The organism is Burkholderia sp. BKH01 (assembly GCF_025685725.1).
Taxonomy (GTDB): domain Bacteria; phylum Pseudomonadota; class Gammaproteobacteria; order Burkholderiales; family Burkholderiaceae; genus Burkholderia; species Burkholderia pyrrocinia_C.
The window spans coordinates 129685-152396 of record NZ_JAOTQT010000001.1; the positions used below are offsets into that span (position 1 = coordinate 129685).

Here is a 22712-nt window from a genome sequence, read left to right on the forward strand (position 1 = left end):
CCGCTCGTTGGCTACGATGGCGCCGCGGCTGTTCGCGTCACGGCTGGCAAGGAAGAAGCGCATCGTCATTCGATCCGGAACAGCGGCTGGCCGGCTTCGACCTCGTCGCCGGAATTCACGAGCACCTCGGCCACCCGGCCCGCGTAGTCCGATTCGATCGCATGAAACACCTTCATCGCCTCGATCGTGCAAAGCACCTGGCCGGCCTGCACGGGATCATCGGCGCGGACGAAGTCCGGATCGTTCGGCGACGGCCGAAGATGCGCGATGCCGAACATCGGCGCACGTACGATGCGCGGCTCGACAGGCGACAGGCCGGGCGACGCGGCCGGCGGCAGCGCCGCCTCCCGCCCGGCATGCGCTCGCGACCCGCGCGCGGGGGTTACTTCGCGCACCGGCGCGGCGGCGGCATCGCCCAGGTTCCGCTTGACCAGCTTGACCTTGTCGTCGCCCTCGATCAGTTCGAGCTCCATCAGCGGAGAATCCGACAGCAGGTCGATCAGAGACTTAATCTTGTTGAGATCCATCGTTTGGCCCGTAGCCCGGTTGGCAAGCAACGGCAAACGGAAATTCGCCGATGCATACGTTGCGCCACGACGGCCGCTGCGGTGCATTCACCGGCTGCGCGGACCCGATCGCGGCACGCCCTGTCGCCCCGCGCGACGCGCCGGGCAACTGACGATGGATTCAATGTATCGGGCGCAGAAAAATTGCGCCAAGACGGATTCGCTTTGTAGCGATAAGGCGAGCTTATGTATCCGCGTTCGGTTCCGAACGCGTGTCGAAAGCGAGATCGCCCGCGAGCTCGAGCAGGATGTCCTTGACCGCCGCGGCCGGCTCGGACAGCGGAAGATGATCCGACAGGCAGACCGACAACGGGATCTTGATCACCGGCGAGACGATGCGGCACTGGACGACGTCGCCGGACTCCGCGACGACGCGCGCGGTGGAGTCCGGCAGGATCGTCGCGCCGATCCCGGCCCCGACGGCTGCGGACAGCGTCGTGGCCGACTCGATCTCGGCGATCACGTTCGGAATCATCTGCATCCGCGCGAAGGCCTCGTCGACGTATTTGCGCAGATAGTTGTACGGGCGCGGCAGCAACAACGGAACATCGCGCAGCGAGGTCACGTCGATTTCGCCTGCCGCGATGCCCATGCTGCGCGGCGCGACGAGGAACAGTTCCTCGTTCATCAGCAGCTGGAACGACAGGCCGTGCACGGGCTTGTCGCCGTACAGCACCGCCATGTCCATGCGGCCGTTCATGATCAGCTCGCTCAGCGTCGTGCCGAAATTTTCGTTGATGTACAGGAGGATCGACGGATGGCGCGCGCGGACCGCGCGCAACAACGGCAGCGACAACGCGGACGCACCGGTGCCAGGCGCCAGCCCGACCGATACCTGCCCGGCCAGCGTCTGCCCCGCGCTCTTCACATCGGCCTGCGCCTGCTCGAACTGGCGCAGGATCAGTTGCGCGTGGCGGTAGAGCGTGACGCCTGCTTCGGTCGGCGTCACGCCGCGCTTCGTGCGAACGAGCAGTTGCTGCTGGAATTCGTCTTCCAGCGTGATCAGTTGCTGGCTGAGCGCCGGCTGAGCGATGTGCAGCACCTCGGCGGCCTGCGTCAGGCTGCCGATATCGACACTCTTCACGAAATACTTCAGGCGCCGCAGGTTCACGGTGATCAGGTCTTCGATGTACGGATCGGTTAATGGTAGGACGAACCCACCGGCCCGGGAAGTGGACAAAAACCCTAGCGGCAGCGGACGACGATGCGGATCGCGCCCGCGCATCGTCGGACGATTCGTCATAAGCGGATGCTCTCGCCCCAGCGGAAAGTCATCTTGGCGCGCGTGTTTTCGCCCGCTTACTGTTAAGGCTACTCAAATTTCGTCCAGGAGCCCAGAGTGAGTGCATCGCGCATTGCCGCCCGCGTTCAGCGCATCAAACCGTCTCCGAGCAGCGCGGCGGCCGACCGGGCCGCCGAATTGCGTCGTCAGGGCAAGGCCATCGTCAATCTCGTGGTCGGCGAACCCGACTTCGATACGCCCGCGCATATCCGCCAGGCCGCCGTCGACGCAATGGAACGCGGCGAAACCCGCTACACGCCGACCGCCGGCACCCCCGCGCTGCGCGCCGCGATCGCCGCGAAACTCGAACGCGAAAACGGCCTCACCTACGATCCGAAGCAGGTCATCGTCACCTGCGGCGCGAAGCACGCGATCTTCAACGCGCTCGCGATCACGGTCGAAGCCGGCGACGAAGTGCTGATCCCCGCGCCTTACTGGGTGTCCTATCCCGACATGACGCTCGCGTGCGACGGCGTGCCCGTCGTCGTGCCGTGCACCGAAGCGCACGGCTTCAAGCTCACCGCGCCGGCGCTCGACGCCGCGATCACGCCGCGCACCAAGTGGCTGATCGTCAATTCGCCGACTAATCCGACCGGCGCGGCCTATTCGGCAGACGAACTGCGCGCGCTCGCCGACGTGCTGCTGCGTCACCCCAACGTCCTCGTAATGATGGACGACATCTACGAGCACATTCGCTACACCGACGGCCGAACGCCGCATCTGCTGACGGTCGAGCCGGCCCTCGCGTCGCGCACGCTGGTCGTCAACGGCGTGTCGAAGACCTACGCGATGACGGGCTGGCGCATCGGCTATGCGGCGGGCCCCGCCGACCTGATCGCCGCCATGGACACGCTGCAGTCGCAATCGACCAGCAATGCCTGTTCGATCAGCCAGGCCGCCGCGCTTGCGGCGCTGACCGGCGACCAGACGTTCGTCGCGCAATCGGTGGGCGTCTATCAGGATCGGCGCGATCACGCGCTCGCCGCGCTCAATGCGATTCCAGGCATCAGCTGCGGCGCACCCGACGGCGCGTTCTACCTGTACGTCAATTGCGGCGGGCTGCTCGGCAAGACGACGCCGTTCGGCAAGCGCCTCGATACCGATTCGGACGTCGTTCTGTATCTGCTCGAGCACGCGGGCGTGGCGGTGGTCGCGGGAACATCGTATGGCCTCTCGCCTTACTTCCGGATGTCGATCGCCACCAGCGTGGACATCATCGGCGAGGGCTGCCGAAAGATCGCCGAAGCGGCCGGCGCACTGAACTGAGGGATCGGCCGGACTCGCTGCTGCGCTTTCCGTCCGCATGACATAAAGGCATGCCGCGCCTGCGGACGCGGCAGCCGGACCCGGTATCGCTTTACTTTCACTGACAAGGGGATGCAGATGAACACCAGAATATTAGTTACCCTAATCGGTTGTGGAATGCTCGTCACCGTGACTGCGCGCGCCCAGTCGAGCGTCACGCTGTACGGCATCATCGACGAAGCGGTCCGCTTCGACACGCACCAGAGCAAGACCGGCGGCAAGCTCTTCACGATGGGCAGCGGCGGCCAGATCCAGGGCAGCCGCTGGGGCCTCCAGGGAGCGGAGGATCTCGGTGGCGGCATGAAGGCGATCTTCCAGCTCGAGTCCGGATTCACGCCGAATACCGGGATTTCCCAGCAGTCGACCCCGTCCGGCACCCAGCGGCTGTTCGGCCGGACCGCGATGGTCGGCTTGAGCAGCCCCTACGGAACGATCTCGGGCGGGCGCCTCTATACGCTGGCCCACGAGATGGCCTGGTCCCACGACCTCTACGCGCTCGCCAACTACACGGGCACGCTGGGCTTCCAGGGCGCCGGGCTCACCGGCGGCGGCCGCCTCGACAATTCCGTGCGCTATACGTCCCCGACGATCGCAGGCTTCACCGCCAAGGCATCCTATACGTTCGGCCAGACCGCGGGCGATATCCACCGCAACTCGTCCCCGGCCGTCAGCCTGTCGTACGACCGCGGCCCGCTGAGCGTCGGCGCGGCATACCAGATCGTCAACGACATCGGCGGCCTGAATCCGGCGTCGAGCGTGTACGGCAGCACGTATTTCGGCGTCACGATTCCGGACAGCGCGCAGAAGATCTTCACGGTGGGGGCGACGTATTCGTTCGCCCGCGCGAAGATTTACGGCTCGTATATCTATAGCCACGTCTACCCGGCGGATTACCGCAACGACTCGTTTTCCGCGGCGATCGACTACAACTTCACGCCGTTCCTGACGCTGAAACTGCCCGTCTACGTGGACGTCGTCCATCACGCGGGACAGAGCGGCACCCGGATCACCGGCGGCCCGACGCTCGATTACTTCCTGAGCAAGCGAACGGACGTGTATGTCGGCGTCGACTACAACCACCTGACCGGGGCGTGGACGACCCTCGCGGCGGCCTCGGGCTCAAACCAGCCGTTCTATGGCTACAACTCGCTGTTCGAGGCGGCAATCGGCTTGCGGCATAAATTCTAACGATCGCGTCGAACGGGGCCGGACCCATGCGGATCGGCTCCGTCAGTTCGCCCGACGCGTCACGTCACGCATGGGCGAGCGGCACGCGCCATTCAGGAGATAGAACACATGAGAATCGGCATTCCCGCCGAAAGCGTAGCGGGTGAAGCGAGAGTCGCCGCCACGCCGGAAACCGTCAGGAAGCTCGCTGCGCGAGGGCACGAAGTGCTCGTTCAAGCCAGCGCCGGCGAACGGGCGAATTTCACGGATGACGCGTACGCGTCATCCGGCGCAACGCTCGTCGATTTGCCGCGCGCACTTGAGGCCGATGTCGTCCTGAAGGTCCAGGCACCCACGGATACCGAGTTCACGCTATTGCGAAAAGGCGCCGTGCTGATCGGCATGCTCGATCCGTTCAACGCCGAACGTGCCGCGCGTCTGGCGGGCGCTGGCATCACCGCATTCGCGCTCGAGGCGATCCCCAGAACAACGCGCGCGCAGAGCATGGACGTCCTGTCGTCGCAGGCCAACATCGCCGGTTACAAGGCCGTGCTGATCGCCGCGGGGCTCTACCAGCGCTTTTTCCCGATGCTGATGACCGCGGCAGGTACCGTCAAGGCCGCGCGCGTACTGATTCTCGGCGCGGGCGTGGCAGGTTTGCAGGCGATCGCGACGGCGAAGCGCATGGGCGCGGTAATCGAGGCGTCGGACGTGCGCCCGGCGGTCAGGGAACAGATCGAATCGCTCGGCGCCAAATTCCTCGACGTGCCGTTCGAAACGAACGAAGAGCGCGAGGCCGCCGAGGGAACCGGCGGTTATGCGCGTCCGATGCCCGCGTCGTGGCTGGCCCGCCAGAGCGCGCTGGTGCGCGAGCGCGCCAGCGCGGCCGATATCGTCGTCGCGACCGCGTTGATCCCCGGCAGAACGGCGCCCACCCTTCTTCCTGAAGACATCGTCCGGGACATGAAGCCCGGTTCGGTCATCGTGGATCTCGCGGCCGGACGCGGCACCGAGACAGACGGCCGGCGTGGCGGAAACTGCCCGCTGACCGAAGCGGATCGCGTCGTCACGCGGCATGGCGTCCACATCGCGGGATTCACCAACTTGCCCGCGATGGTCGCATCCGATGCATCGTCGCTCTACGCACGCAACGTGCTCGACTTTCTCAAGCTGATCATCGGCGACGACGGCCGGCTCAGGATCGATACGACCGACGACATCGTGGCCGCCACGCTGCTCGGTCACGATGCTTCGCATCAGCAATCCGCATAAAGGCTGCACGATGGAACTGATCAATCACACCACCCTCAATCTCATCATCTTCACGCTGGCGATCTATGTCGGCTACCACGTCGTGTGGAACGTCACGCCGGCACTGCATACGCCGCTGATGGCCGTGACGAACGCGATCTCGGCAATCGTCATCGTCGGCGCGATGCTGGCCACCGGGCTGACGGTCGGGGGACCCGGCAAGACGTTCGGCGCGGCGGCCGTCGCGCTCGCCGCGGTCAACGTATTCGGCGGCTTCCTGGTGACGCGGCGCATGCTCGAGATGTTCCGGAAGAAAGACAACCGTCAGCAAGGTTCCGGAGCCGCGCAATGAGCATGAACCTCGTCACCCTGCTATATCTCGTTGCCTCCGTCTGCTTCATCCAGGCGCTCAAGGGCCTCTCACATCCTCGCACCGCAAGACTGGGCAACGCCTTCGGCATGGCGGGCATGGCCATCGCGATCCTGACGACGATCGCGTTGATCGGCAAGCAGGCCGCCGCACTGGGGTCGAACCTCACGCTCGGGCTCGGCCTGCTGGCAGGCGCACTCGCGATCGGCGGCATCGTCGGCGCGATCGTCGCTGCCCGCGTCGAAATGACCAAGATGCCCGAGCTCGTCGCGGCCATGCATTCGCTGATCGGCCTGGCCGCGGTCTGCATCGCCTACGCCGTGGTCTGCGAACCCTCCGCGTTCGGGCTCGCCACGGATGGCCGCAGCATCCCCTACGGCAATCGGGTCGAACTGTTCATCGGCACCTTCATCGGCGCCATCACGTTCTCCGGCTCGGTCATCGCGTTCGGCAAGCTGGCCGGCAAATACCGGTTCCGGCTGTTCCAGGGCGCGCCGGTCGTCTATCCGTTCCAGCACGCGCTCAATCTGGCGCTCGCGATCGCGATGCTCGGCTTCGGCATCGCATTCTTCGTCACGCAGTCGTGGCTGCCGTTCATCGCGATGACCGTGCTCGCATTCGTGCTCGGCGTGCTTATCATCATTCCGATCGGCGGCGCCGACATGCCGGTCGTCGTGTCGATGCTGAATTCGTACTCGGGCTGGGCCGCGGCCGGCATCGGTTTTTCCCTGAACAATCCGATGCTGATCATTTCGGGCTCGCTGGTCGGTTCCTCGGGTGCGATCCTGTCGTACATCATGTGCCGCGCGATGAACCGTTCGTTCCTTAACGTGCTCCTGGGCGGATTCGGCACCGAATCGGCGGCGCAAGGCGGTGCAAGGCAGGAGCAGCGGCCCGTCAAATCGGGTTCCGCGGACGATGCGGCGTTCCTGCTCGGCAACGCGGAATCGGTCGTCATCGTGCCGGGTTACGGGCTCGCCGTCGCCCGCGCGCAGCATGCGCTCAAGGAACTCTCGGACAAGCTGGCCGCCAAGGGCATCGACGTCCGTTATGCGATCCATCCGGTGGCGGGACGGATGCCGGGCCATATGAACGTGCTGCTGGCCGAGGCGGAAGTGCCTTACGAGCAGGTGTTCGAGATGGAGGACATCAACGCGGAATTTGGCCAGACCGATGTCGTGCTCGTACTGGGCGCCAACGACGTGGTCAATCCTGCCGCCAGGAACGATCCGGCGTCGCCGATCGCCGGCATGCCGATTCTCGACGCATACAAGGCCCGCACGGTCATCGTGAACAAGCGGTCGATGGCGTCGGGATACGCAGGCCTCGACAACGAGCTGTTCTATATGGACAAGACCATGATGGTGTTCTCAGATGCGAAGAAGGTCATCGAGAACATGACGAAAGCGCTGGACTGAGCGTCATTCGCCGCGCCTCTCGGGCCAGACGATAATCGTCTTTGCGGAACCCGTCGGGCGCGCCTATCGTGGGGTCACCCCTTCCTCTTCAAAGCCGGAGACACCTTTCATGCAGGCCCTCGTCATTCATGCCCCGCTCGATCTGCGGATCGAGGATGTTCCGACGCCGGAAGCCGGACCGGACCAGATGCTGATTCGCGTCCGCGCGGGCGGCATCTGCGGATCGGATCTCCATTACTACAATCATGGCGGATTCGGCACCGTTCGCATCAAGGAACCGATGGTGCTGGGCCATGAAGTATCCGGCGTCGTCAGCCGGGTCGGCGCGAACGTTCGCGGTTTCTCGCCGGGCCAGCGTATCGCGATCAGCCCCAGCCGGCCTTGCGGATCGTGCGAATACTGTCAGCAAGGGCTGCAGAACCATTGCATGGATATGCGCTACTACGGCAGCGCAATGCGTACGCCGCACGTCCAGGGCGCGTTCCGGCAGGAAGTCGTGATCGACAGCACGCAGGCGCATTGCGTCGCCGATACCGTCAGCGATGCGGAAGCCGCGATGGCCGAACCGCTGTCGGTCGCGCTGCATGCGGTACGCCGCGCCGGGCCGCTGCTCGGCAAGCGCGTACTCGTCACCGGCTGCGGTCCGATCGGCTCGCTGATCGTCGCGGCTGCACGCCGTGCGGGGGCCGCAACAATCGTCGCCACCGACGTCAACGCGATGCCGCTCGACAGCGCCACGCAGGTCGGTGCGGATCTCGCGGTCAACGTCGCCGATGACCCCGCCGGGCTCGAACAGTTCTTGGGCGGCAAAGGAACCTTCGACGTGCTGTTCGAGGCGAGCGGCAACGCGGCCGCGCTACGCTCCGCATTCGACGTGCTGCGGCCGCGCGGAATCGTCGTTCAGGTCGGGCTCGGTGGCGATGGCGCGCTGCCGATGAACGTCATCGTCGCCAAGGAATTCGACCTGCGCGGGGCCTTTCGATTCCACGAGGAATTCGCGGTAGCCGTCGAACTGCTGAACAAGGGCCTTGTCGACGTCAGGCCGTTGATTTCCGACATCTTCCCGTATCAGGAATGCGTGAAGGCCTTTCAGACAGCCGGCGATCGCACGAAGGCGATGAAGGTGCTGGTTACTTTCGACTGACAGCCCGTGGATGACCAGGTCGTTCGGTTTGCGTCCGTCGGATGGAGCCGATCCGACGGACGAATGCGCCGGGCAACCGAGTGACGGCCTTGCCCAACGGCAATCTACGGCTGTAATACCGACACGGCATTTGCTGCGCGCCTTGCGCTACCGCAAATAACGTTCAACAAGATAAGTATTCTTATCACAATACATCGATTACCCAATCAAACTTGCATTCACGAGAACGCCCCGCATGCAGCGGGGCGTGCCCTGCTCAACGCCCGATCGGCAACCCGGTCGGTTCGATCCAGCCGAGCTTGTATGCGATCAGCAGCGACAGGAACAGCGTGACCGACAGCCCGACGCGTGCCGCGAGCGACCACGCCATCCGCTTGGACTTGCCGCGATCGTGATTCATGAAATACAGCGCGAAAATCAGGCTCGCGATAATCATCGCGAATGCCACGGAGACCAGCAGAGTTTTCATGGGTGTTGCCTTTGAAGATCCGAATCGGCCTGAATCAGTTCGGCCAGTTTTTGTCGTTCGTCCGCGATGCCGCCGACACCTGATGCCGGCCAGTCCAGCGCGACGCCGTTGCCCAGCGAATCGCGCACGAGTGCCTGGTAACGCCGGTCGTTGATCCGGCCGTGGTCCATCGCTTCCGAGATCTCGTGCCGGAACGGCAGCGGGAAACTTGCATACGAACGCGACAGCGCCGCATATTGTCTCGCATCGATCTCTTTCGACGATGGTATGACGGTCCAGATCACCACGGCCACGATGGCCGTAAAAGGGATCGCCGTGTAGCGAAGAATGAATTTGATGGGTGTCATGAAGCAGGAGTCGAAGTCATGGCAAACGAGCCGGATATCCGGCTCGTCAGCCGATAAAAGCGGGGATAAACACAGGATTCGGCCGCGCTCCCGGCACCCGTCGCGCCGCACGGCCCGGTCGCGGCACGATGATCGCAGGATCCCCGAACGAACGCGCTGAAAGTCGCCACGGCCCCGCCACGTCAAACACCGCGCGCCCGGCAGGCCGTCAGGATCCCGCGCAACAAGTCGCGAGGCGGCGGCGGGCAGCCGGGGATCGTCACGTCGACCGGCAGGATCGACGCAACCGGACCGCACACCGCATAGCTGTCGGCAAAGATGCCGCCCGTGCACGCGCACTCGCCGGCCGCGACGACGAGCTTCGGCGCCGGCGTCGCGTCGTATGCGGCGAGCACGGCCGCCCGCATGTTCAGCGTCACGGGCCCGGTCACGAGCAGCAGGTCCGCATGGCGGGGACTCGCAACGAACTTGATGCCGAGCCCCTCGATGTTGTAGTAGGCGTTGTTCAGCGCATGGATCTCCAGCTCGCAGCCGTTGCAGGATCCCGCGTCGATCTGCCGGATGCAGAGCGCGCGCCCGAGCAGATCGAGAATGTCCTGCCGGATGCGCCCCTCCTCGCGGCGCCACGCGTCCTCCGCCGCCGGCACGGGCTCGTCGGGAAAATCGGTGCGCGCAAATTGCCGGATAAGCTGCCACATCAGAGGTCGTGCCCCGCGTAATTCAGGTTGAACGATTTGTTGATCAACGGAAAATCGGCAACGATATTGCCGATGATCGCATGTTCGAGCGCCGGCCAGTTCTGCCACGACGGATCGTGGCAATGGCACCGCGCGATCGCATCGTCCGCTTCCGTCTCGAGCGCGACGAATATATCGCCGCGCCATCCCTCGACCCAGCCGATCCCGCGGGCAGGCGCCGCGGCGGGCGCCACGTCGACGGCAACCTCGCCCGCCGGCAGATTCGCCAGCAGCACGCGCATCACGCGCACCGATTCGTCGATCTCGGCGAACCGCACGGCCACGCGCGCGGCGACGTCGCCGCGCGGATCGCTCGCCGCGTTGACGGCGACCTCGTCGTACGGCGCGGACCGCATCGCCGCGCGCACGTCGAACCCGTGAGCGCTGGCGCGGGCGGCCAGGCCGCGCACGCCGAAGTGCGCGGCGACCTCGGCGGTCAATCGGCCGGTGCCCACGAACCGGTCCTGCAGCCCCGACTGGTCTTCGTAGATCGTCCGCATGACGCGCACGTCATGTTCGATGCGTTCGCACGCGTCCGACAGGCTCGCGACGCTGTCGGGCCCGACGTCGACCGCCACGCCGCCGGGCACGATCCGGTCCATCAGGTATCGATGCCCGAACGCGCGATCGTTCATCCGGACCCAGTCCTCCTTGAGCCGGGAAAACTGCGCGAGACCGAACCCGAACCCGGCGTCGTTGCCGAGTGCGCCGAGATCGCCCAGGTGATTCGCCACGCGTTCGCGTTCGAGCAGGAGCGCGCGCAGATACAGCGCGCGCTTCGGCACCGCGGTGCGGCATGCGTGCTCGAGCGCCATGCAATAGGCCCACGAGAACGCGACGGTCGAATCGCCGGCGACCCGGCCCGCGACCCGATGGCCGTTCGACGCGGCCGTCCGCTCGAACAGTCGCTCGACGCCGCGATGCGCGTAGCCGAGGCGCTCCTCGAGGCGCAGCACCTTCTCGCCGACAACCGAGAAGCGGAAATGTCCCGGCTCGATGATGCCGGCGTGGATGGGCCCGACCGCGATCTCGTGCACGCCGTCGCCGGCCACCGGCACGAACCGGTAATTCGCCTCGTTCGATTCGAACGCCTCGACACCGCTCGCCGATCGTTGCAGCGGGAAATAGTCGTCGGGCCAGTTGCCGTGATTGAGCCACGGCCGCGCGTCCTGCGCGCCGCGCGCACTCAGGCCGGTCAGGTCGAAGATCGCCCGCTGCATCCGGGCGGCGGACGGAAACAGCGGCGCCAGGTCAGGGAAATCCCCGCCGGCGTCGGGCTGCCGCCCGGTCGCGAGACGCACCCACAGGATGCCGTCGTCGCATTCGTACGCGGCGTTCACCGCAAAACCCGCGTCGCGCGCGTCGCCGCCCCACATCGCGACGAGCCGGCTCCGCTCCGAGCGCGCGACGCGCGCCGCCTCGAGCCACCCCGCCGGGTCGACTTCCATCAGCGCCGCGCGAACCTGGCCCGCCCGGCATTCGAGCGGAACCGCGGCCTCCCTGGGTATCGATTCGAGTCGCATGCGTCACCCCGCCAGCATCGTCGCGGCCTGGCGATACCAGGTCGCCAGATAAGGCGGCACGTACAGGCCGAGCGTCAGGCCGAGCGCCAGGTGGACGAACACCGGCAACAGCGCCGGCCGGTGTCCGAGCGGTTTCGCCGTCGTCGTGCCGCCGAACACCATCCGCTGCACGCGCGCGAAGATCGCCGCGAAGGCGACGGCGAGCCCGAGCAGCAGCAACGGCGCCGTCCACGGCAGCGTGTTCATCGCGGTCGTGAGGATCAGGAATTCGCTCGCGAACACGCCGAATGGCGGCAGGCCGAGAATCGCGAGCGTGCCGAGCATCATCCCCCAGCCGACGGTCGGACTGACCTGCAGCAGCCCGCGAATGCCGTCGATCGCCTGCGTGCCGGCCTTCTGCGCCGCATGGCCGACCGCGAAGAAGATCGCCGACTTGACGAGCGAGTGCACCGTCATGTGCAGCAATCCGGCGAAGGTCGCGACCGGGCCGCCGAGGCCGAATGCGAACGTCACCAGCCCCATGTGCTCGATCGACGAATACGAGAACAGCCGCTTCACGTCCTTCTGCCGGAACAGCGAGAACGACGCGACCAGCACCGACACGAGCCCGAACCCGACCAGCAGCCGCCCCGGCAGCCCGTTGCCGAGAGCACCGTCGGCCAGCACCTTGCAGCGCAGTACCGCATACAGCGCGACGTTCAGCAGCAAGCCCGACAGCACCGCCGAAATCGGCGTCGGGCCTTCGGCATGCGCGTCCGGCAGCCAGCTGTGCATCGGCACGAGGCCGACCTTCGTGCCGTAGCCGACGAGCAGGAACACGAAGGCGATCGACACGATGGTCGGGTCGAGGTGCGCCTTGACCGCGACGAGGCTGGTCCACAGCAGCGCATCCCCGCCGGCCAGCTGCCGGCTTGCGGCGAGGTACAGCAGGATCGTGCCGAACAGCGCCTGCGCGATGCCGACGCCGCACAGGATGAAATACTTCCACGCGGCCTCGAGGCTCGCGGCCGTCCGGTAGACGCTGACGAGCAGCACGGTCGCCAGCGTCGCCGCCTCCATCGCGACCCACAGCACGCCGAGGTTGTCGGTCAGCAGCGCGAGCAGCATCGCAAACATGAAGAGCTGATACATCGCGTGATAGAGCCGCATCCGCACGGCCGTCATCCGGCCGCGATCCTCCTCGACCTGCATGTACGGACGCGAGAACAACGACGTCGTCCAGCCGACGAACGCGGTCAGCGCGACCAGGTAGACGTTGAGCGGATCGACGAAGAACGCGCCGTCGAACACGCTCGACGGGCCGTTTTCGACGGTGTGCGCGGCGAGCGCGAGCGTCGCCGCGAACGTCGCGAAACTGAAGCCGGCGTTCAGGTTGCGCGCGACGCGGCTGGACCGCACGCACGCGAGCGTCGCGGCGGCCGCGAGCGGCAGGCCGAGCACGGCGAGCACGACATGGGCCTCATTCATCTTTGAGCGTCTCGAGGTGATGGATGTCCAGGCTGTCGAACTGCTCGCGGATCTGGAACATGAACACGCCCAGGATCAGGATGCCGACCAGCACGTCGAGCCCGATGCCGAGCTCGACGATCATCGGCATCCCGTTGGTCGCGGCCGTCGCCGCGAAAAACAGCCCATTCTCCATCGACAGGAAGCCGATCACCTGCGGAATCGCCTTGGCGCGCGTGATCATCGCCATGAACGACAGGAGCACGCAGGCGAGCGCGATGCCGAGCGCACCGCGCGCGACCGAGGTCGCGAGCTGGCTGATCGGCGATGCGACGTTGAACGCGACGATCACGAGCACGATGCCGATCAGTTGCGTGGTCGGGATGTTGATGAGCGGTTCGACGTCGGCGCGCACGTCGAGCCGGCGCACCAGCCGATACAGGAGCCACGGGATCACGCCGACCTTCAGCACGAGCGTCAGCCCGGCCGAGACGAACAGGTGCGCGTCGCCCGTCAGGACGCCGAGGATCAGGTTGGCCGACACGAGCGCGACACCCTGCAGCGTATAGAGATGGATCAGCGACAACGTGCGTCGCTGGCTCAGCATCGCGAACGACAGGATGAGCAGCAGCGCCGCCAGGAAGTTGATCAGTTGCGTCGCGTAGCCGTGCATTCACGCCCCCAGCAGGATGTGCACGAGCATGCCGATCACCGCGAGCAGGAACGCGGTGGCGAGAAACTCGGGCACCCTGAACAGCCGCATCTTCGCATTGACGGTCTCGACCGCGGCGAGCACCGCGCCGCCCGCCATCAGCTTGACGAACAGCACCGGCACCGCCAGCAGCAGCGCGAGCGGGTTACCGGCCTCGGCGATGCCCCACGGGACGAACAGCGCGAGACCGATGCACGAATAGGCGAACAGCTTCAGGCTCGCCGCCCATTCCATCAGCGCGAGATGCCGTCCCGAGTATTCGAGCATCAGCGCCTCGTGGATCATCGTCAGTTCGAGATGGGTGGCCGGATTGTCGACGGGCAGCCGTGCGTTTTCGGCGAGCGACACCAGCGTGAACGCGATGCCGGCGAACGCCAGGCTCGGATAGAGCGTGAGCTCGCCGCGCCCGAGCGTGCCGACGATGCTTGTCAGCAGCGTCGACTGCGTGATCAGCGACGCGGACAGCAGGACCATCAGCAGCGCCGGCTCCGCGAGGAAGCCGATCAGCATCTCGCGCCGGGCGCCGAGCGTGCCGAACGCCGTGCCGATGTCCATCGCGGCGAGCGACAGCGCGACGCGCGCGAGCGCGAACAGGCCGACGAGCGCGATCGCGTCCGCGGCGGGCGACAGCGGCAGTTCCGTCGACAGCGTCGGCACGATCGCGCACGCGAGCGTCATCGCGGCCCAGACGACGTAGGGCGCGCCGCGGAACACCGCGCTCGCGCCGTGCGCGACGACCGATTCCTTGTTGAACAGCTTGTGGAGCATCCGGTACGGCTGCCAGACCGACGGCGCGCGCCGGTTCTGCAGCCACGCGCGGCACTGGTTGATCCAGCCGGACAGCAGCGGCGCGGCGGCGAGCGCTACCACGATCTCGAGGATCTGCGATACCACGCCGGAGACGGTCACCATCTTCTCACCAGCATCAGGAGCAGGATCAGCACCGCGAAGCTGTAGGTCAGGTAGACGGCGATCCGGCCCGTCTGCAGCCGGCCCGCCCATTCGGCCGCGCGCAGCGTGATCGCCGCGATGCGCTCGTAGAGCAGCCAGGTGCGATCGGCGACCGACACCCGGTACGCGGGCTGCGCGTCGAACGGCGACGGCACCTGCCGCTCGATGCGCAGCAGCGGCGCAAAGATCTCGCGGATGGGCTGCCCGAACCCCTCGGCCGTGTCCTGCATCCGCGTGGTCGGAAACGGGAAGCCGCAACCCCACGGCGCGGCGCGGCGCAGCCGGCCGTGGTAGAAGCGCCGCACCAGCAGCCACGCGAGCCCGCAGCACGCGACGAAAAACAGCATGAACACGGCCGGCATGTAGCTCGCTCGCGCGGTCGACACCGGCACGAACAGCAGCCAGCCGTGATTGTCGGCGCCGACTCCGGCGCCGACGAGCCCGCGCGTGACCGGATCCAGCAGCTTGACGAACTGCGCGGGCATCAGCCCGAGCAGCACGCTGACCGCCGCGAACCAGCAGAACGCGAGCCGCTCCCACGCATTCGCGTCGCGGGCGCGGCTCAGTTTGGCTTCCCGCGGCTGCCCGAGAAACACGATGCCGAAGAACTTGACCATCGTGTAGCCGGCGAGCGCGGCCGACATCGCCACCAGCGCGGCCGCGATCGGCACCGTCATCGCCAGCACCGAATCCGGCAGGCCGGGCGTAAACAGGAACGCCTGCAGCAACAGCCACTCCGCGACGAAACCGCTCAGCGGCGGCAGGCCCGCGCTCGCCGCGACGCCCACGAGCACGGCCCAGGCCGTCCACGGCATGAAACGGATCAACCCGCCGAGCTTGCCGAGATTGCGCTCGCCGGTGGCGTGCAGCACGGCGCCCGTCCCCAGGAACAGCAGGCTCTTGTATGCCGCATGCGCGACGACCTGATAGAGCATCGCGGTCAGCGCGAGCGCCGCCAGGGTCGTCATGCCGAACGCGCGAAACAGCACCGCGAGCCCGAGCGACACGATCATCAGGCCGATGTTGTCGATCGACGAATACGCAAGCAGGCGCTTCATGTCGACCTGGATCGTGCTGAATACCACGCCGAGCAGCGCGGTGCCGCCGCCGAGCACGAGCAGCAGCACGCCCCACCACGCGATCTGCACGTGCAGCAGGTCGAACACGGTGCGCAGCAGCCCGTACAGCCCCACCTTCAGCACGAACCCGCTCAGGAGCGCCGAGACCGGGGACGGTGCGGCCGGATGCGCATCGGGCAACCACACATGCAGCGGAAACACGCCCGCCTTCGCGCCGAAGCCGACGAGCGCGAGCAGGAACGCGAGCGACGCCCAGGTTGCATCGAGCGACTGGGTGCGCATGTTCGCGAACGTGTAATCGCCGGTGCGCGCCTGCAGAATGCCGAAGCACAGCAGCAGCGCGAGCGCGCCGACATGCGAAATCAGGAAATACAGGTAGCCCGCACGGCGGATTTCGCCGATCCGGTGGTTGGTCATCACGAGGAAGGTCGCGGACAGCGTCAGCGTTTCCCACGCGACCATGAACGCGTAGGCGTCGTCCGCGACGAGCACGAGCGCGATGCTCGCGACGCACACGTGATATTCGCAGCAGATGAGCCCGGGCGCGGCGCCCTCGCCCTTGCGGAAGTAGCCGGCGGAAAACGCGCCGATCCCGGCGCTGACGAGGCCGAGCACGAACAGGAAATAGCCGGACAGGCGGTCGAGCCGCAGATGGAACGGCAGGTCGGGCAGCCCGATCGGCAGCACCGCGACGGACGGCTCGGCAAACACGCCCGCGAGCCCCGCGGCCGCCAGCAGCAGCCCGCCCAGCGCACCGAGCGGAAACAGCCCGTGCGCGACGACTCGCGTGCGATGCAGCGCCCCGAGCCCCAGCGCGCCGATCGCGAGCCAGGCGGCCACGACCAGCAGCACGAAATGGACGACCGGCACGGGTGCCATCCGGATTGTCTCCAGTACGCTCGGGTTGAACGGGGGCATGGAACGGCGACGGCAGGCGCGCCGGCTCCACGCGCATTATTGCATCGAAAGCGCAATCTGGCTAACAGAACATGATAATTGCATTATCATATAAGCCACATGATTCGAGAAAGCCGGCGCCCTCGCGGGCCGCCCGTTCGGCCCGAAGGGCGCCGTCCGGCACGTCCGCGCCCTCGATCCCGGCGATTGAGCGAAACCCTTATGCCAGCGCAGTACTTTCGAAGCCTGACGGGAAAACACCGCAGCGCGACCGCGAACCGCCAGCTCGGTTTTTCGCTCGCGTTCGTCGCCGGTGCGACCAACGCGGGCGGCTTCCTTGCGGTCAGGCAATACACGTCGCACATGAGCGGCATCGTGTCGGCGATCGCCGACCAGGCGGCGCTCGGCGACATTCCGCTCGCGCTGGCCGGCATCAGTTCGCTGGCGTCGTTTCTCGTCGGCGCCGGCTGCTCGGCGGTGCTCGTCAACTGGGGCCGTCGCCGCGGCCTGCACAGCCAGTACGTGCTGCCGCTGCTGGTCGAGGCCGTGCTGCTCCTGCTGTTCGGGCTGCTCGGCAGCCACCTCGCGCTGTGGGAGGCGTTCTTCGTGCCGGTGACCGTGATCCTGCTGTGCTTCATCATGGGGCTGCAAAACGCGATGATCACGAAGCTGTCGGGCGCGGAGATCCGCACGACGCACATGACCGGCATCGTGACCGACCTCGGCATCGAGTTGGGCAAGCTGTTTTACTGGAACCGCTCGGCCGTCGACGTGGACATGCATGCGGTCGTCGCCAACCGTGCGAAGCTGAGAATTCACGCCACGATGCTGGCGTCGTTCTTCGTCGGCGGCCTGGCCGGCGCGATCGGCTTCAAGTACGTCGGCTACGTGTCGACGGTACCGCTCGCCGGCATGCTCGTCACGCTCGCGATCGTGCCCGTGGCCGACGACGTGCTGACCTGGCTCTGCCGGCTCGATCGCCGGCCGTGAGCCGCCGCGCAACCCAACCCGTGCGGGCGCATCCCGGCGGGACGTCCGGATGGATGCACGGCAACCGGCCGGACAACCCGTTTCGGCCATGGCGCCGAACGCAGATGTATTATAATTTGATTAACATATTCGCCGACCTGTCCGCGCAATGGAAACGAAGACCGCCCGCCTGACCGTCCTGATCGATCCCGCCAAGAAGGAAGCATTCGAGATGCTCTGCGCGGCGCAGGATCTCACGCCATCGCAAGTCGTCCGTCAGTTGATCCGCGAGTATCTCGATCGGCACGGCGTGACGTACAAGACCAAGAGCGCGCTCGGCAAGCGCGTGAAGTAAGCGCGGCCGCGCGGGCCGCACCAGCGGTGCCGGTTACGAGCGGGTTACGCGCCTGTTACGCGCCGATTTCCCATCGCCCGTGCGATTGCCCACGCCAGACCAGCCGCTGCGGATCGACGCCTTCCCCGGCCTTCATGCGCCTTGCGGTGGCTGCCAGCTTGAGCTCGCCCGCCTGCGCACACGCGAGCGCGCGTTCGAGCAGGACGCGCAGCGACGGCAGCCGGCGGTCGCCCTTCCATGCGAACACGACGAAGTTGTTGTCGTCGCCGCACGGCACCAGCGCATACGACGAACCGAACACCGAGCGCAGCTGCTCGAGATGCCGCGGCAGCGCCGGATCGTCGTCCATCAGGTTGATCGCCAGCACGCCCGTTTCGCTCAGGCGCGCGCGGCACGCATCGAGGAATGCGGCGCCGGTACACCGGCCCGGCGTGCCGTCGGCGACAAACACGTCGTGCAGGATCACGTCGGTCCGGACGTCCGCCCTCGCCACATGATCCGCGCCGTCGGCACACACCACCGCGAACCGTGCATCGTCGGCAGGAATCCTGAACACATCGCGCAGCGCGATCACGTCCGGGTTGATCTCGACCGCGTCGATCGCCGCGCCGGGCAGGTGCCGGTAGCAGTACTTCGCGAGCGAGCCGCCGCCGAGCCCGAGCATGCAGATATGTGCAGGCTCCGGCTGCAGCAGCAGAAAGCCCATCATCACGCGCGTATAGCCGAGCTCGAGCCGCGCCGGATCCCTGAGCGACATGAAGCTCTGCGTACCGAAATGATCGAAGTGCAGCGAGAGCGCGTGCTGCGTCTCCAGCACGAAAGGCCGGCCGTCGTTCAGCGGTGTCGCCAGGAATCTGACGAACGCTTCGTAGGAAGTGCGATCTTCGATCATGCTCGGGTAGTCGGATGGGAACGGTCGATCGCGGTGTACGCTCAGACCTTCTTCAAATAACAGGCCTTCAGCATGAAGCCGCCCATGTCGGTCTTGCAATCGACTTCGTGATCGCCGCCGACGAGCCGGATGCTCTTCACCTTGGTGCCCATCTTCAGCGTGATCGACGAGCCCTTCACGCGCAGGTCCTTGATCAACACGACCGAATCGCCGTCCGACAGCACGTTGCCGTTCGCGTCCTTGACGACGTCGCCCGCCGGCTCGTCGCCCGTTTCGGCGCCGGCGCCGGCCGACCATTCATGGCCGCAGTCCGCGCACACGGTCAGCGTGCCGTCCGGGTAGGTGTTTTCCATCGCGCATTGCGGGCAGGCGGGGGCGGCGTTCATTGCAGCTTCCATTCGGGATGAGTTCGGGTCGGTCGATAGGGAAATGCCGGGCGAGCAGGCTGCGCGCCCCGGCAAGGGTGCCCGGGACATGCCCGCCAACGGAGTGGCGGGCCGTCATCGGCGCACACGACATTATAATGCAATACACATAATCTGACCTATGCATTATAATCCACAACTTCGCGACATTCGGCGAACTTGAAGGCGGCTTCAGTGAGGATGCCGGCATGTTCGCACCGAATGACGCACCTCGACCACCCGATCGACGCCCCGCGACCCCGCGGGAAACCGTGAAAGGCCGGCCACACGATGTACGCGACACGTGTCGTGAAACCGCGTTTCGCGCGCCCCGGTGTGTTACCGGCCCGGTGCCGCGTACCGACCCGACCACCCGTCCGGAGGCTTTCCAGCATCGTGGCAACCGTTGTGTACGTTCAAATCGGCCCCGCGTGGAACCGCAACCGCGGCTGCGCCGCACGAGACGCGGCCGTCGACGCGGCACGCCGCTTCGAAAGCGACATCCTGCTGATCGCGAACGGCCAGGGCGAGAACGCGAAGGACGGCGCCGCCATCGCGGCGCTGCAGGTACACGGCGGCACGTCGGCCCAGGTGCTGGCTACCGGCCCCGACGAGGAAGCGGCGCTGCACGCGCTGATTCCGTTGCTACAGGCGCGCTGACGCTTGCACCGCCACTCTCGCGGCATCGCGCCGCCCACCCCGAATCCCCATTCCCCGAGGAAGCGATGACCGACAACGACACGTCCAACACCCCCAACCTGTCAGCCTCCGCAATCTGGGCGCTCGAACGCCTCGCCGACGTTCGCTACGGACGCGATGCGCCGGCGCTCGGCTGGTCGATCGCGCGGGAGCTCGTCAGCGCGGGTTTCGTCAGCCATCCCGTGCACGGCCGCTCCGGCGCGTCGATCACGGCCGAAGGGCGGACCTTCCTGAAAAGCCGGAAGTAGAGCGCCGGCGCGCCGCCGGGCTCGGAGCCGGTGCCGGTTTCCGGTACCGGCGATCTCGAGCTGCCAAGAATCCGGTTGATACTTTTGAGCATTGATTTGGCAATTTTGCGACTTATCAGGATCAGCCTGCGCTTCTAAAGTGGCGTCACCCCGAACGAACGGGCGTCAACTTTCCGATCAAGGAGCCAGTCATGAGCCGCATCGCCATCCCCGCCATCGAATCCGCCACCGGCGCAACCGCCGACGTGTACGCACAAGTCCGCAAGGTCGCCGGCGGCACCGTCCCCAACCTGTTCGCCGCCGTCGGCCATCTCGCGCCGAACGCGCTCGCGGCCGTGCTCAACGCCGAAGGCGTGCTCGCCGGCGGCACGCTGAGCAAGCAGGATCTCGAAACGATCAAGCTGCTGGTCAGCGCCGACACCGGGTGCGACTACTGCGTCGCCGCGCACAATCTGCTCGGCAAGATGACCGGCCTGTCGGCCGATGCGCTGCGCTCGATCCGCTCGGCCCAGCCGAACACCGGCGACGCGAAGCGCGACGCGCTGATCCGCTTCGTGCTGAACCTGCAACGGACCAGCGGCACGATCACCGACGACGAATTCGCGTCGATCCGCGAAGCCGGCTACACGGACGCGCAACTCGCGGAAATCTCGCTCGCGATCGCGCTGACGATCTTCACCAACACGTTCAACCGCATCAACGACACGGTCGTCGATTTCCCGCCCGTGAAGTAAGCGGTATCGCCGGCATTCGGGACGGCATGCCGTCCCGATGCCTGCCCCCTCCTCCGTTTCGATCGCGCCCGTCTCCGGCCCTGTTGCCGCGACGGGCGCGTTGCCTTGACGACTGCCGTAACGCCGGACACGTCGCTCCATTCCCGCCGGGAATGGAAGTTATGCGTCCGTGCCCGCTACCGACGCGACATCCGTTCGTCGAAGATGGGTTCCACGACGAGCCGATTGCTCGCCCGCCACGCAACCCGACTTCCATCCACGCACAGGAGATTCGCCATGTCGCTCCAGGACAAACTCGATGCATTCAAGGCCGACTTCAAGTCCGGCAAGCCGCCGTACTACGCGCCGCCCGAAATCCACCCGATCATGGAACGCGCGACGGCCGAACTGATCGCGAGCGGCCAGGCCGCCCGCGCGATCAAGGCCGGCGATCGCGCGCCGACGTTCCGCCTGAAGGACCAGGACGGCAACGAAGTGTCGTCGGTCGACCTGCTCGCGAAGGGGCCGCTCGTCGTCACGTTCTATCGCGGCGTCTGGTGCCCGTATTGCAACCTCGAACTGCAGGCGCTGAACGAGGCGCTGCCGCGGCTCAACGCGCTCGGCGCGAACGTGGTCGCGATTTCGCCGCAGACGGCCGTCAACAGCCGCAAGTCGGTCCGCACGAACCATCTCGATTTCCCCGTGCTCGGCGACGTGAACGGCGAGACGGGCGCGGCGTTCGGCCTGCGCTTCAACCTGCCCGACTATCTGATCGACCTGTACAAGAGTCTGAAGAACGACCTGCCCGCATTCAACAACGATCCGGGCTGGACGCTGCCGATGCCGGCACGCTACGTGATCGGCCAGGACGGCATCGTACTGTATTCGGAAGTCAATCCCGACTACACGCATCGCCCCGATCCGTCGGACATGTTCCCGGTCATCGAGAAGGCCGTGCACGCGTGAGCGCATGCCGCCGCACGTGGTGCGTGCGGCTTTTCCTGTTTCACGATTTGTTTTGGAGTCCTGCATCATGACCACACGCACTTTTCTCGTCACGGGCGCGACGAAAGGGATCGGACGCGCGCTTTCCGAACGGCTCGTGCGCACCGGGCATCGCGTCATCGGCCTCGCGCGCGACGACGCGGCGTTCCCGGGCGAACTGGTACGCGTCGATCTCGCCGACAGCCGCGCGACCGATGCCGCACTGCAAGCGCTCGTGCAGCGGCACGCGATCGACGGCGTCGTGAACAACGTCGGCCTCGTGCGCCCGCAGTTCGTCGGCGACGTGACGCTCGGCGATCTCGACGACGTGCTCGCACTGAACCTGCATCCGGCCATCCAGACCGTCCAGGCGCTGCTGCCCGGCATGCGCGAGCGCGGCTGGGGACGCGTCGTCAACATTGCCAGCCTGACCGTGCTCGGCATCGTGCAGCGCACCGCGTATGCGGCGGCGAAAGCCGCGCTCGTGAGTTTTTCGCGATCGTGGGCGCTGGAACTCGCGAGCACGGGCATCACGGTCAACGCGGTGGCGCCCGGGCCGACCGAAACGGAACTGTTTCGCGCGAACAATGCGCCGGGCAGCGAAGGCGAGCGGAGCTATCTCGCCGCCGTCCCGATGGGACGCTTCGGCAAGCCCGACGAAATCGCGGCGACGATCGCGTACCTGCTGTCGGACGACGCCGGCTTCATGACGGGGCAGACGCTCTACGTCGACGGCGGCGCGTCGATCGGCAAGGCGCCGTTCTGAGCGGCGGCGCCGTTCGGC

General features: G+C 66.3%; 25 protein-coding genes. 13 read left to right on the top strand and 12 right to left on the bottom strand.

The genetic code is table 11. From position 1 onward, the window contains the following. Positions 1 to 65 precede the first annotated feature (65 nt). Together OEJ37_RS00580 and nac are read right to left on the bottom strand one after the other, a co-directional pair. A complete protein-coding gene (locus tag OEJ37_RS00580) occupies positions 66 to 614 on the bottom strand; it encodes an acetyl-CoA carboxylase biotin carboxyl carrier protein (RefSeq protein WP_263342831.1) in 549 nt (182 codons plus the stop codon). A gap of 136 nt (positions 615 to 750) precedes the next feature. After that, positions 751 to 1677 carry a nitrogen assimilation transcriptional regulator NAC gene (nac, locus tag OEJ37_RS00585; RefSeq protein WP_124628912.1) on the bottom strand — a complete coding sequence of 309 codons (927 nt, stop codon included), beginning with the start codon at positions 1675 to 1677 and terminating at the stop codon, positions 751 to 753. Between the two features lie 228 nt (positions 1678 to 1905). On the opposite strand from nac, the gene OEJ37_RS00590 reads away from it, so the two are divergent. From OEJ37_RS00590 to OEJ37_RS00615, 6 genes are all read left to right on the top strand, one after another. Beyond that, positions 1906 to 3114, top strand: a complete 1209-nt coding sequence (locus tag OEJ37_RS00590; protein ID WP_124628844.1) for an aspartate transaminase — start codon at positions 1906 to 1908, stop codon at positions 3112 to 3114. A gap of 156 nt (positions 3115 to 3270) precedes the next feature. Continuing rightward, on the top strand, positions 3271 to 4341 hold the full coding sequence (locus OEJ37_RS00595) for a porin (RefSeq protein WP_174419887.1): 1071 nt from the start codon (positions 3271 to 3273) through the stop codon (positions 4339 to 4341). Positions 4342 to 4449: 108 nt separating this feature from the next. After that, positions 4450 to 5592: a Re/Si-specific NAD(P)(+) transhydrogenase subunit alpha gene (locus OEJ37_RS00600; protein WP_263342832.1), complete on the top strand. Its 1143-nt coding sequence runs from the start codon at positions 4450 to 4452 to the stop codon at positions 5590 to 5592. A gap of 10 nt (positions 5593 to 5602) precedes the next feature. Continuing rightward, entirely contained in the window at positions 5603 to 5923 is a 321-nt protein-coding gene (locus tag OEJ37_RS00605; protein WP_174419889.1) for an NAD(P) transhydrogenase subunit alpha, read from the top strand. Then, positions 5920 to 7359: an NAD(P)(+) transhydrogenase (Re/Si-specific) subunit beta gene (locus OEJ37_RS00610; protein WP_174419890.1), complete on the top strand. Its 1440-nt coding sequence runs from the start codon at positions 5920 to 5922 to the stop codon at positions 7357 to 7359. The genes OEJ37_RS00605 and OEJ37_RS00610 overlap by 4 nt, the downstream gene beginning before the upstream one ends. 109 nt (positions 7360 to 7468) lie before the next feature. After that, a complete protein-coding gene (locus tag OEJ37_RS00615; RefSeq protein ID WP_175945979.1) occupies positions 7469 to 8503 on the top strand; it encodes an L-idonate 5-dehydrogenase in 1035 nt (344 codons plus the stop codon). A 256-nt stretch (positions 8504 to 8759) separates the two neighbouring features. Here the strand turns inward: OEJ37_RS00615 and OEJ37_RS00620 are convergent, their stop codons facing one another. From OEJ37_RS00620 to hyfB, 8 genes are all read right to left on the bottom strand, one after another. Then, positions 8760 to 8972, bottom strand: a complete 213-nt coding sequence (locus tag OEJ37_RS00620) for a twin transmembrane helix small protein (protein ID WP_006489184.1) — start codon at positions 8970 to 8972, stop codon at positions 8760 to 8762. Further along, positions 8969 to 9319 (bottom strand): hypothetical protein, encoded by a 351-nt coding sequence (locus tag OEJ37_RS00625; protein ID WP_111021415.1) that lies wholly within the window; start codon positions 9317 to 9319, stop codon positions 8969 to 8971. Before OEJ37_RS00625 ends, OEJ37_RS00620 begins: the two co-directional genes overlap by 4 nt. A gap of 182 nt (positions 9320 to 9501) precedes the next feature. Continuing rightward, positions 9502 to 10017, bottom strand: a complete 516-nt coding sequence (locus OEJ37_RS00630) for an NADH-quinone oxidoreductase subunit B family protein (protein WP_174419893.1) — start codon at positions 10015 to 10017, stop codon at positions 9502 to 9504. Then, complete coding sequence (locus tag OEJ37_RS00635; RefSeq protein ID WP_263342833.1) at positions 10017 to 11579, bottom strand: NADH-quinone oxidoreductase subunit C; 1563 nt, start codon at positions 11577 to 11579, stop codon at positions 10017 to 10019. Before OEJ37_RS00635 ends, OEJ37_RS00630 begins: the two co-directional genes overlap by 1 nt. Before the next feature lie 3 nt (positions 11580 to 11582). Next, a complete protein-coding gene (locus tag OEJ37_RS00640; RefSeq protein WP_263342834.1) occupies positions 11583 to 13046 on the bottom strand; it encodes a hydrogenase 4 subunit F in 1464 nt (487 codons plus the stop codon). Further along, positions 13039 to 13698, bottom strand: a complete 660-nt coding sequence (locus OEJ37_RS00645) for a formate hydrogenlyase (RefSeq protein ID WP_072437918.1) — start codon at positions 13696 to 13698, stop codon at positions 13039 to 13041. Before OEJ37_RS00645 ends, OEJ37_RS00640 begins: the two co-directional genes overlap by 8 nt. Then, positions 13699 to 14649 (bottom strand): respiratory chain complex I subunit 1 family protein, encoded by a 951-nt coding sequence (locus OEJ37_RS00650; RefSeq protein ID WP_174419896.1) that lies wholly within the window; start codon positions 14647 to 14649, stop codon positions 13699 to 13701. It abuts the gene before it with no gap. Continuing rightward, complete coding sequence (hyfB, locus tag OEJ37_RS00655) at positions 14643 to 16646, bottom strand: hydrogenase 4 subunit B (RefSeq protein ID WP_175919644.1); 2004 nt, start codon at positions 16644 to 16646, stop codon at positions 14643 to 14645. The genes OEJ37_RS00650 and hyfB overlap by 7 nt, the downstream gene beginning before the upstream one ends. A 240-nt stretch (positions 16647 to 16886) precedes the next feature. Between hyfB and OEJ37_RS00660 the strand changes: the two genes are divergently transcribed. Beyond that, positions 16887 to 17654: a YoaK family protein gene (locus tag OEJ37_RS00660; RefSeq protein WP_111021410.1), complete on the top strand. Its 768-nt coding sequence runs from the start codon at positions 16887 to 16889 to the stop codon at positions 17652 to 17654. A 148-nt stretch (positions 17655 to 17802) separates the two neighbouring features. Further along, positions 17803 to 17988 carry a ribbon-helix-helix protein, CopG family gene (locus OEJ37_RS00665; RefSeq protein WP_174419898.1) on the top strand — a complete coding sequence of 62 codons (186 nt, stop codon included), beginning with the start codon at positions 17803 to 17805 and terminating at the stop codon, positions 17986 to 17988. Between the two features lie 55 nt (positions 17989 to 18043). Here the strand turns inward: OEJ37_RS00665 and OEJ37_RS00670 are convergent, their stop codons facing one another. Both OEJ37_RS00670 and OEJ37_RS00675 read right to left on the bottom strand, forming a co-directional pair. Beyond that, the gene (locus OEJ37_RS00670; protein ID WP_174419899.1) at positions 18044 to 18880 is read right to left on the bottom strand and encodes a spermidine synthase; all 837 of its coding nucleotides are present in this window, start codon (positions 18878 to 18880) and stop codon (positions 18044 to 18046) included. A gap of 41 nt (positions 18881 to 18921) precedes the next feature. Beyond that, positions 18922 to 19266: a zinc ribbon domain-containing protein YjdM gene (locus OEJ37_RS00675; RefSeq protein WP_021158207.1), complete on the bottom strand. Its 345-nt coding sequence runs from the start codon at positions 19264 to 19266 to the stop codon at positions 18922 to 18924. Positions 19267 to 19680: 414 nt separating this feature from the next. Here OEJ37_RS00675 and OEJ37_RS00680 point away from each other — a divergent pair, with 414 nt between their 5' ends. The 5 genes from OEJ37_RS00680 to OEJ37_RS00700 all read left to right on the top strand — a co-directional run bounded on the left by OEJ37_RS00680 (position 19681) and on the right by OEJ37_RS00700 (position 22694). Continuing rightward, positions 19681 to 19944, top strand: a complete 264-nt coding sequence (locus OEJ37_RS00680; RefSeq protein WP_244136946.1) for an HPr family phosphocarrier protein — start codon at positions 19681 to 19683, stop codon at positions 19942 to 19944. Between the two features lie 65 nt (positions 19945 to 20009). Further along, on the top strand, positions 20010 to 20231 hold the full coding sequence (locus OEJ37_RS00685; RefSeq protein WP_174418593.1) for a hypothetical protein: 222 nt from the start codon (positions 20010 to 20012) through the stop codon (positions 20229 to 20231). Positions 20232 to 20422: 191 nt separating this feature from the next. Next, positions 20423 to 20965, top strand: coding sequence for a carboxymuconolactone decarboxylase family protein (locus OEJ37_RS00690; protein WP_175919646.1), 543 nt, complete (start codon positions 20423 to 20425; stop codon positions 20963 to 20965). A 276-nt stretch (positions 20966 to 21241) separates the two neighbouring features. Continuing rightward, the gene (locus OEJ37_RS00695) at positions 21242 to 21910 is read left to right on the top strand and encodes a peroxiredoxin-like family protein (protein ID WP_263342836.1); all 669 of its coding nucleotides are present in this window, start codon (positions 21242 to 21244) and stop codon (positions 21908 to 21910) included. A gap of 67 nt (positions 21911 to 21977) precedes the next feature. After that, complete coding sequence (locus tag OEJ37_RS00700; RefSeq protein WP_263342837.1) at positions 21978 to 22694, top strand: SDR family oxidoreductase; 717 nt, start codon at positions 21978 to 21980, stop codon at positions 22692 to 22694. The last annotated feature ends 18 nt before the right edge of the window (positions 22695 to 22712 follow it).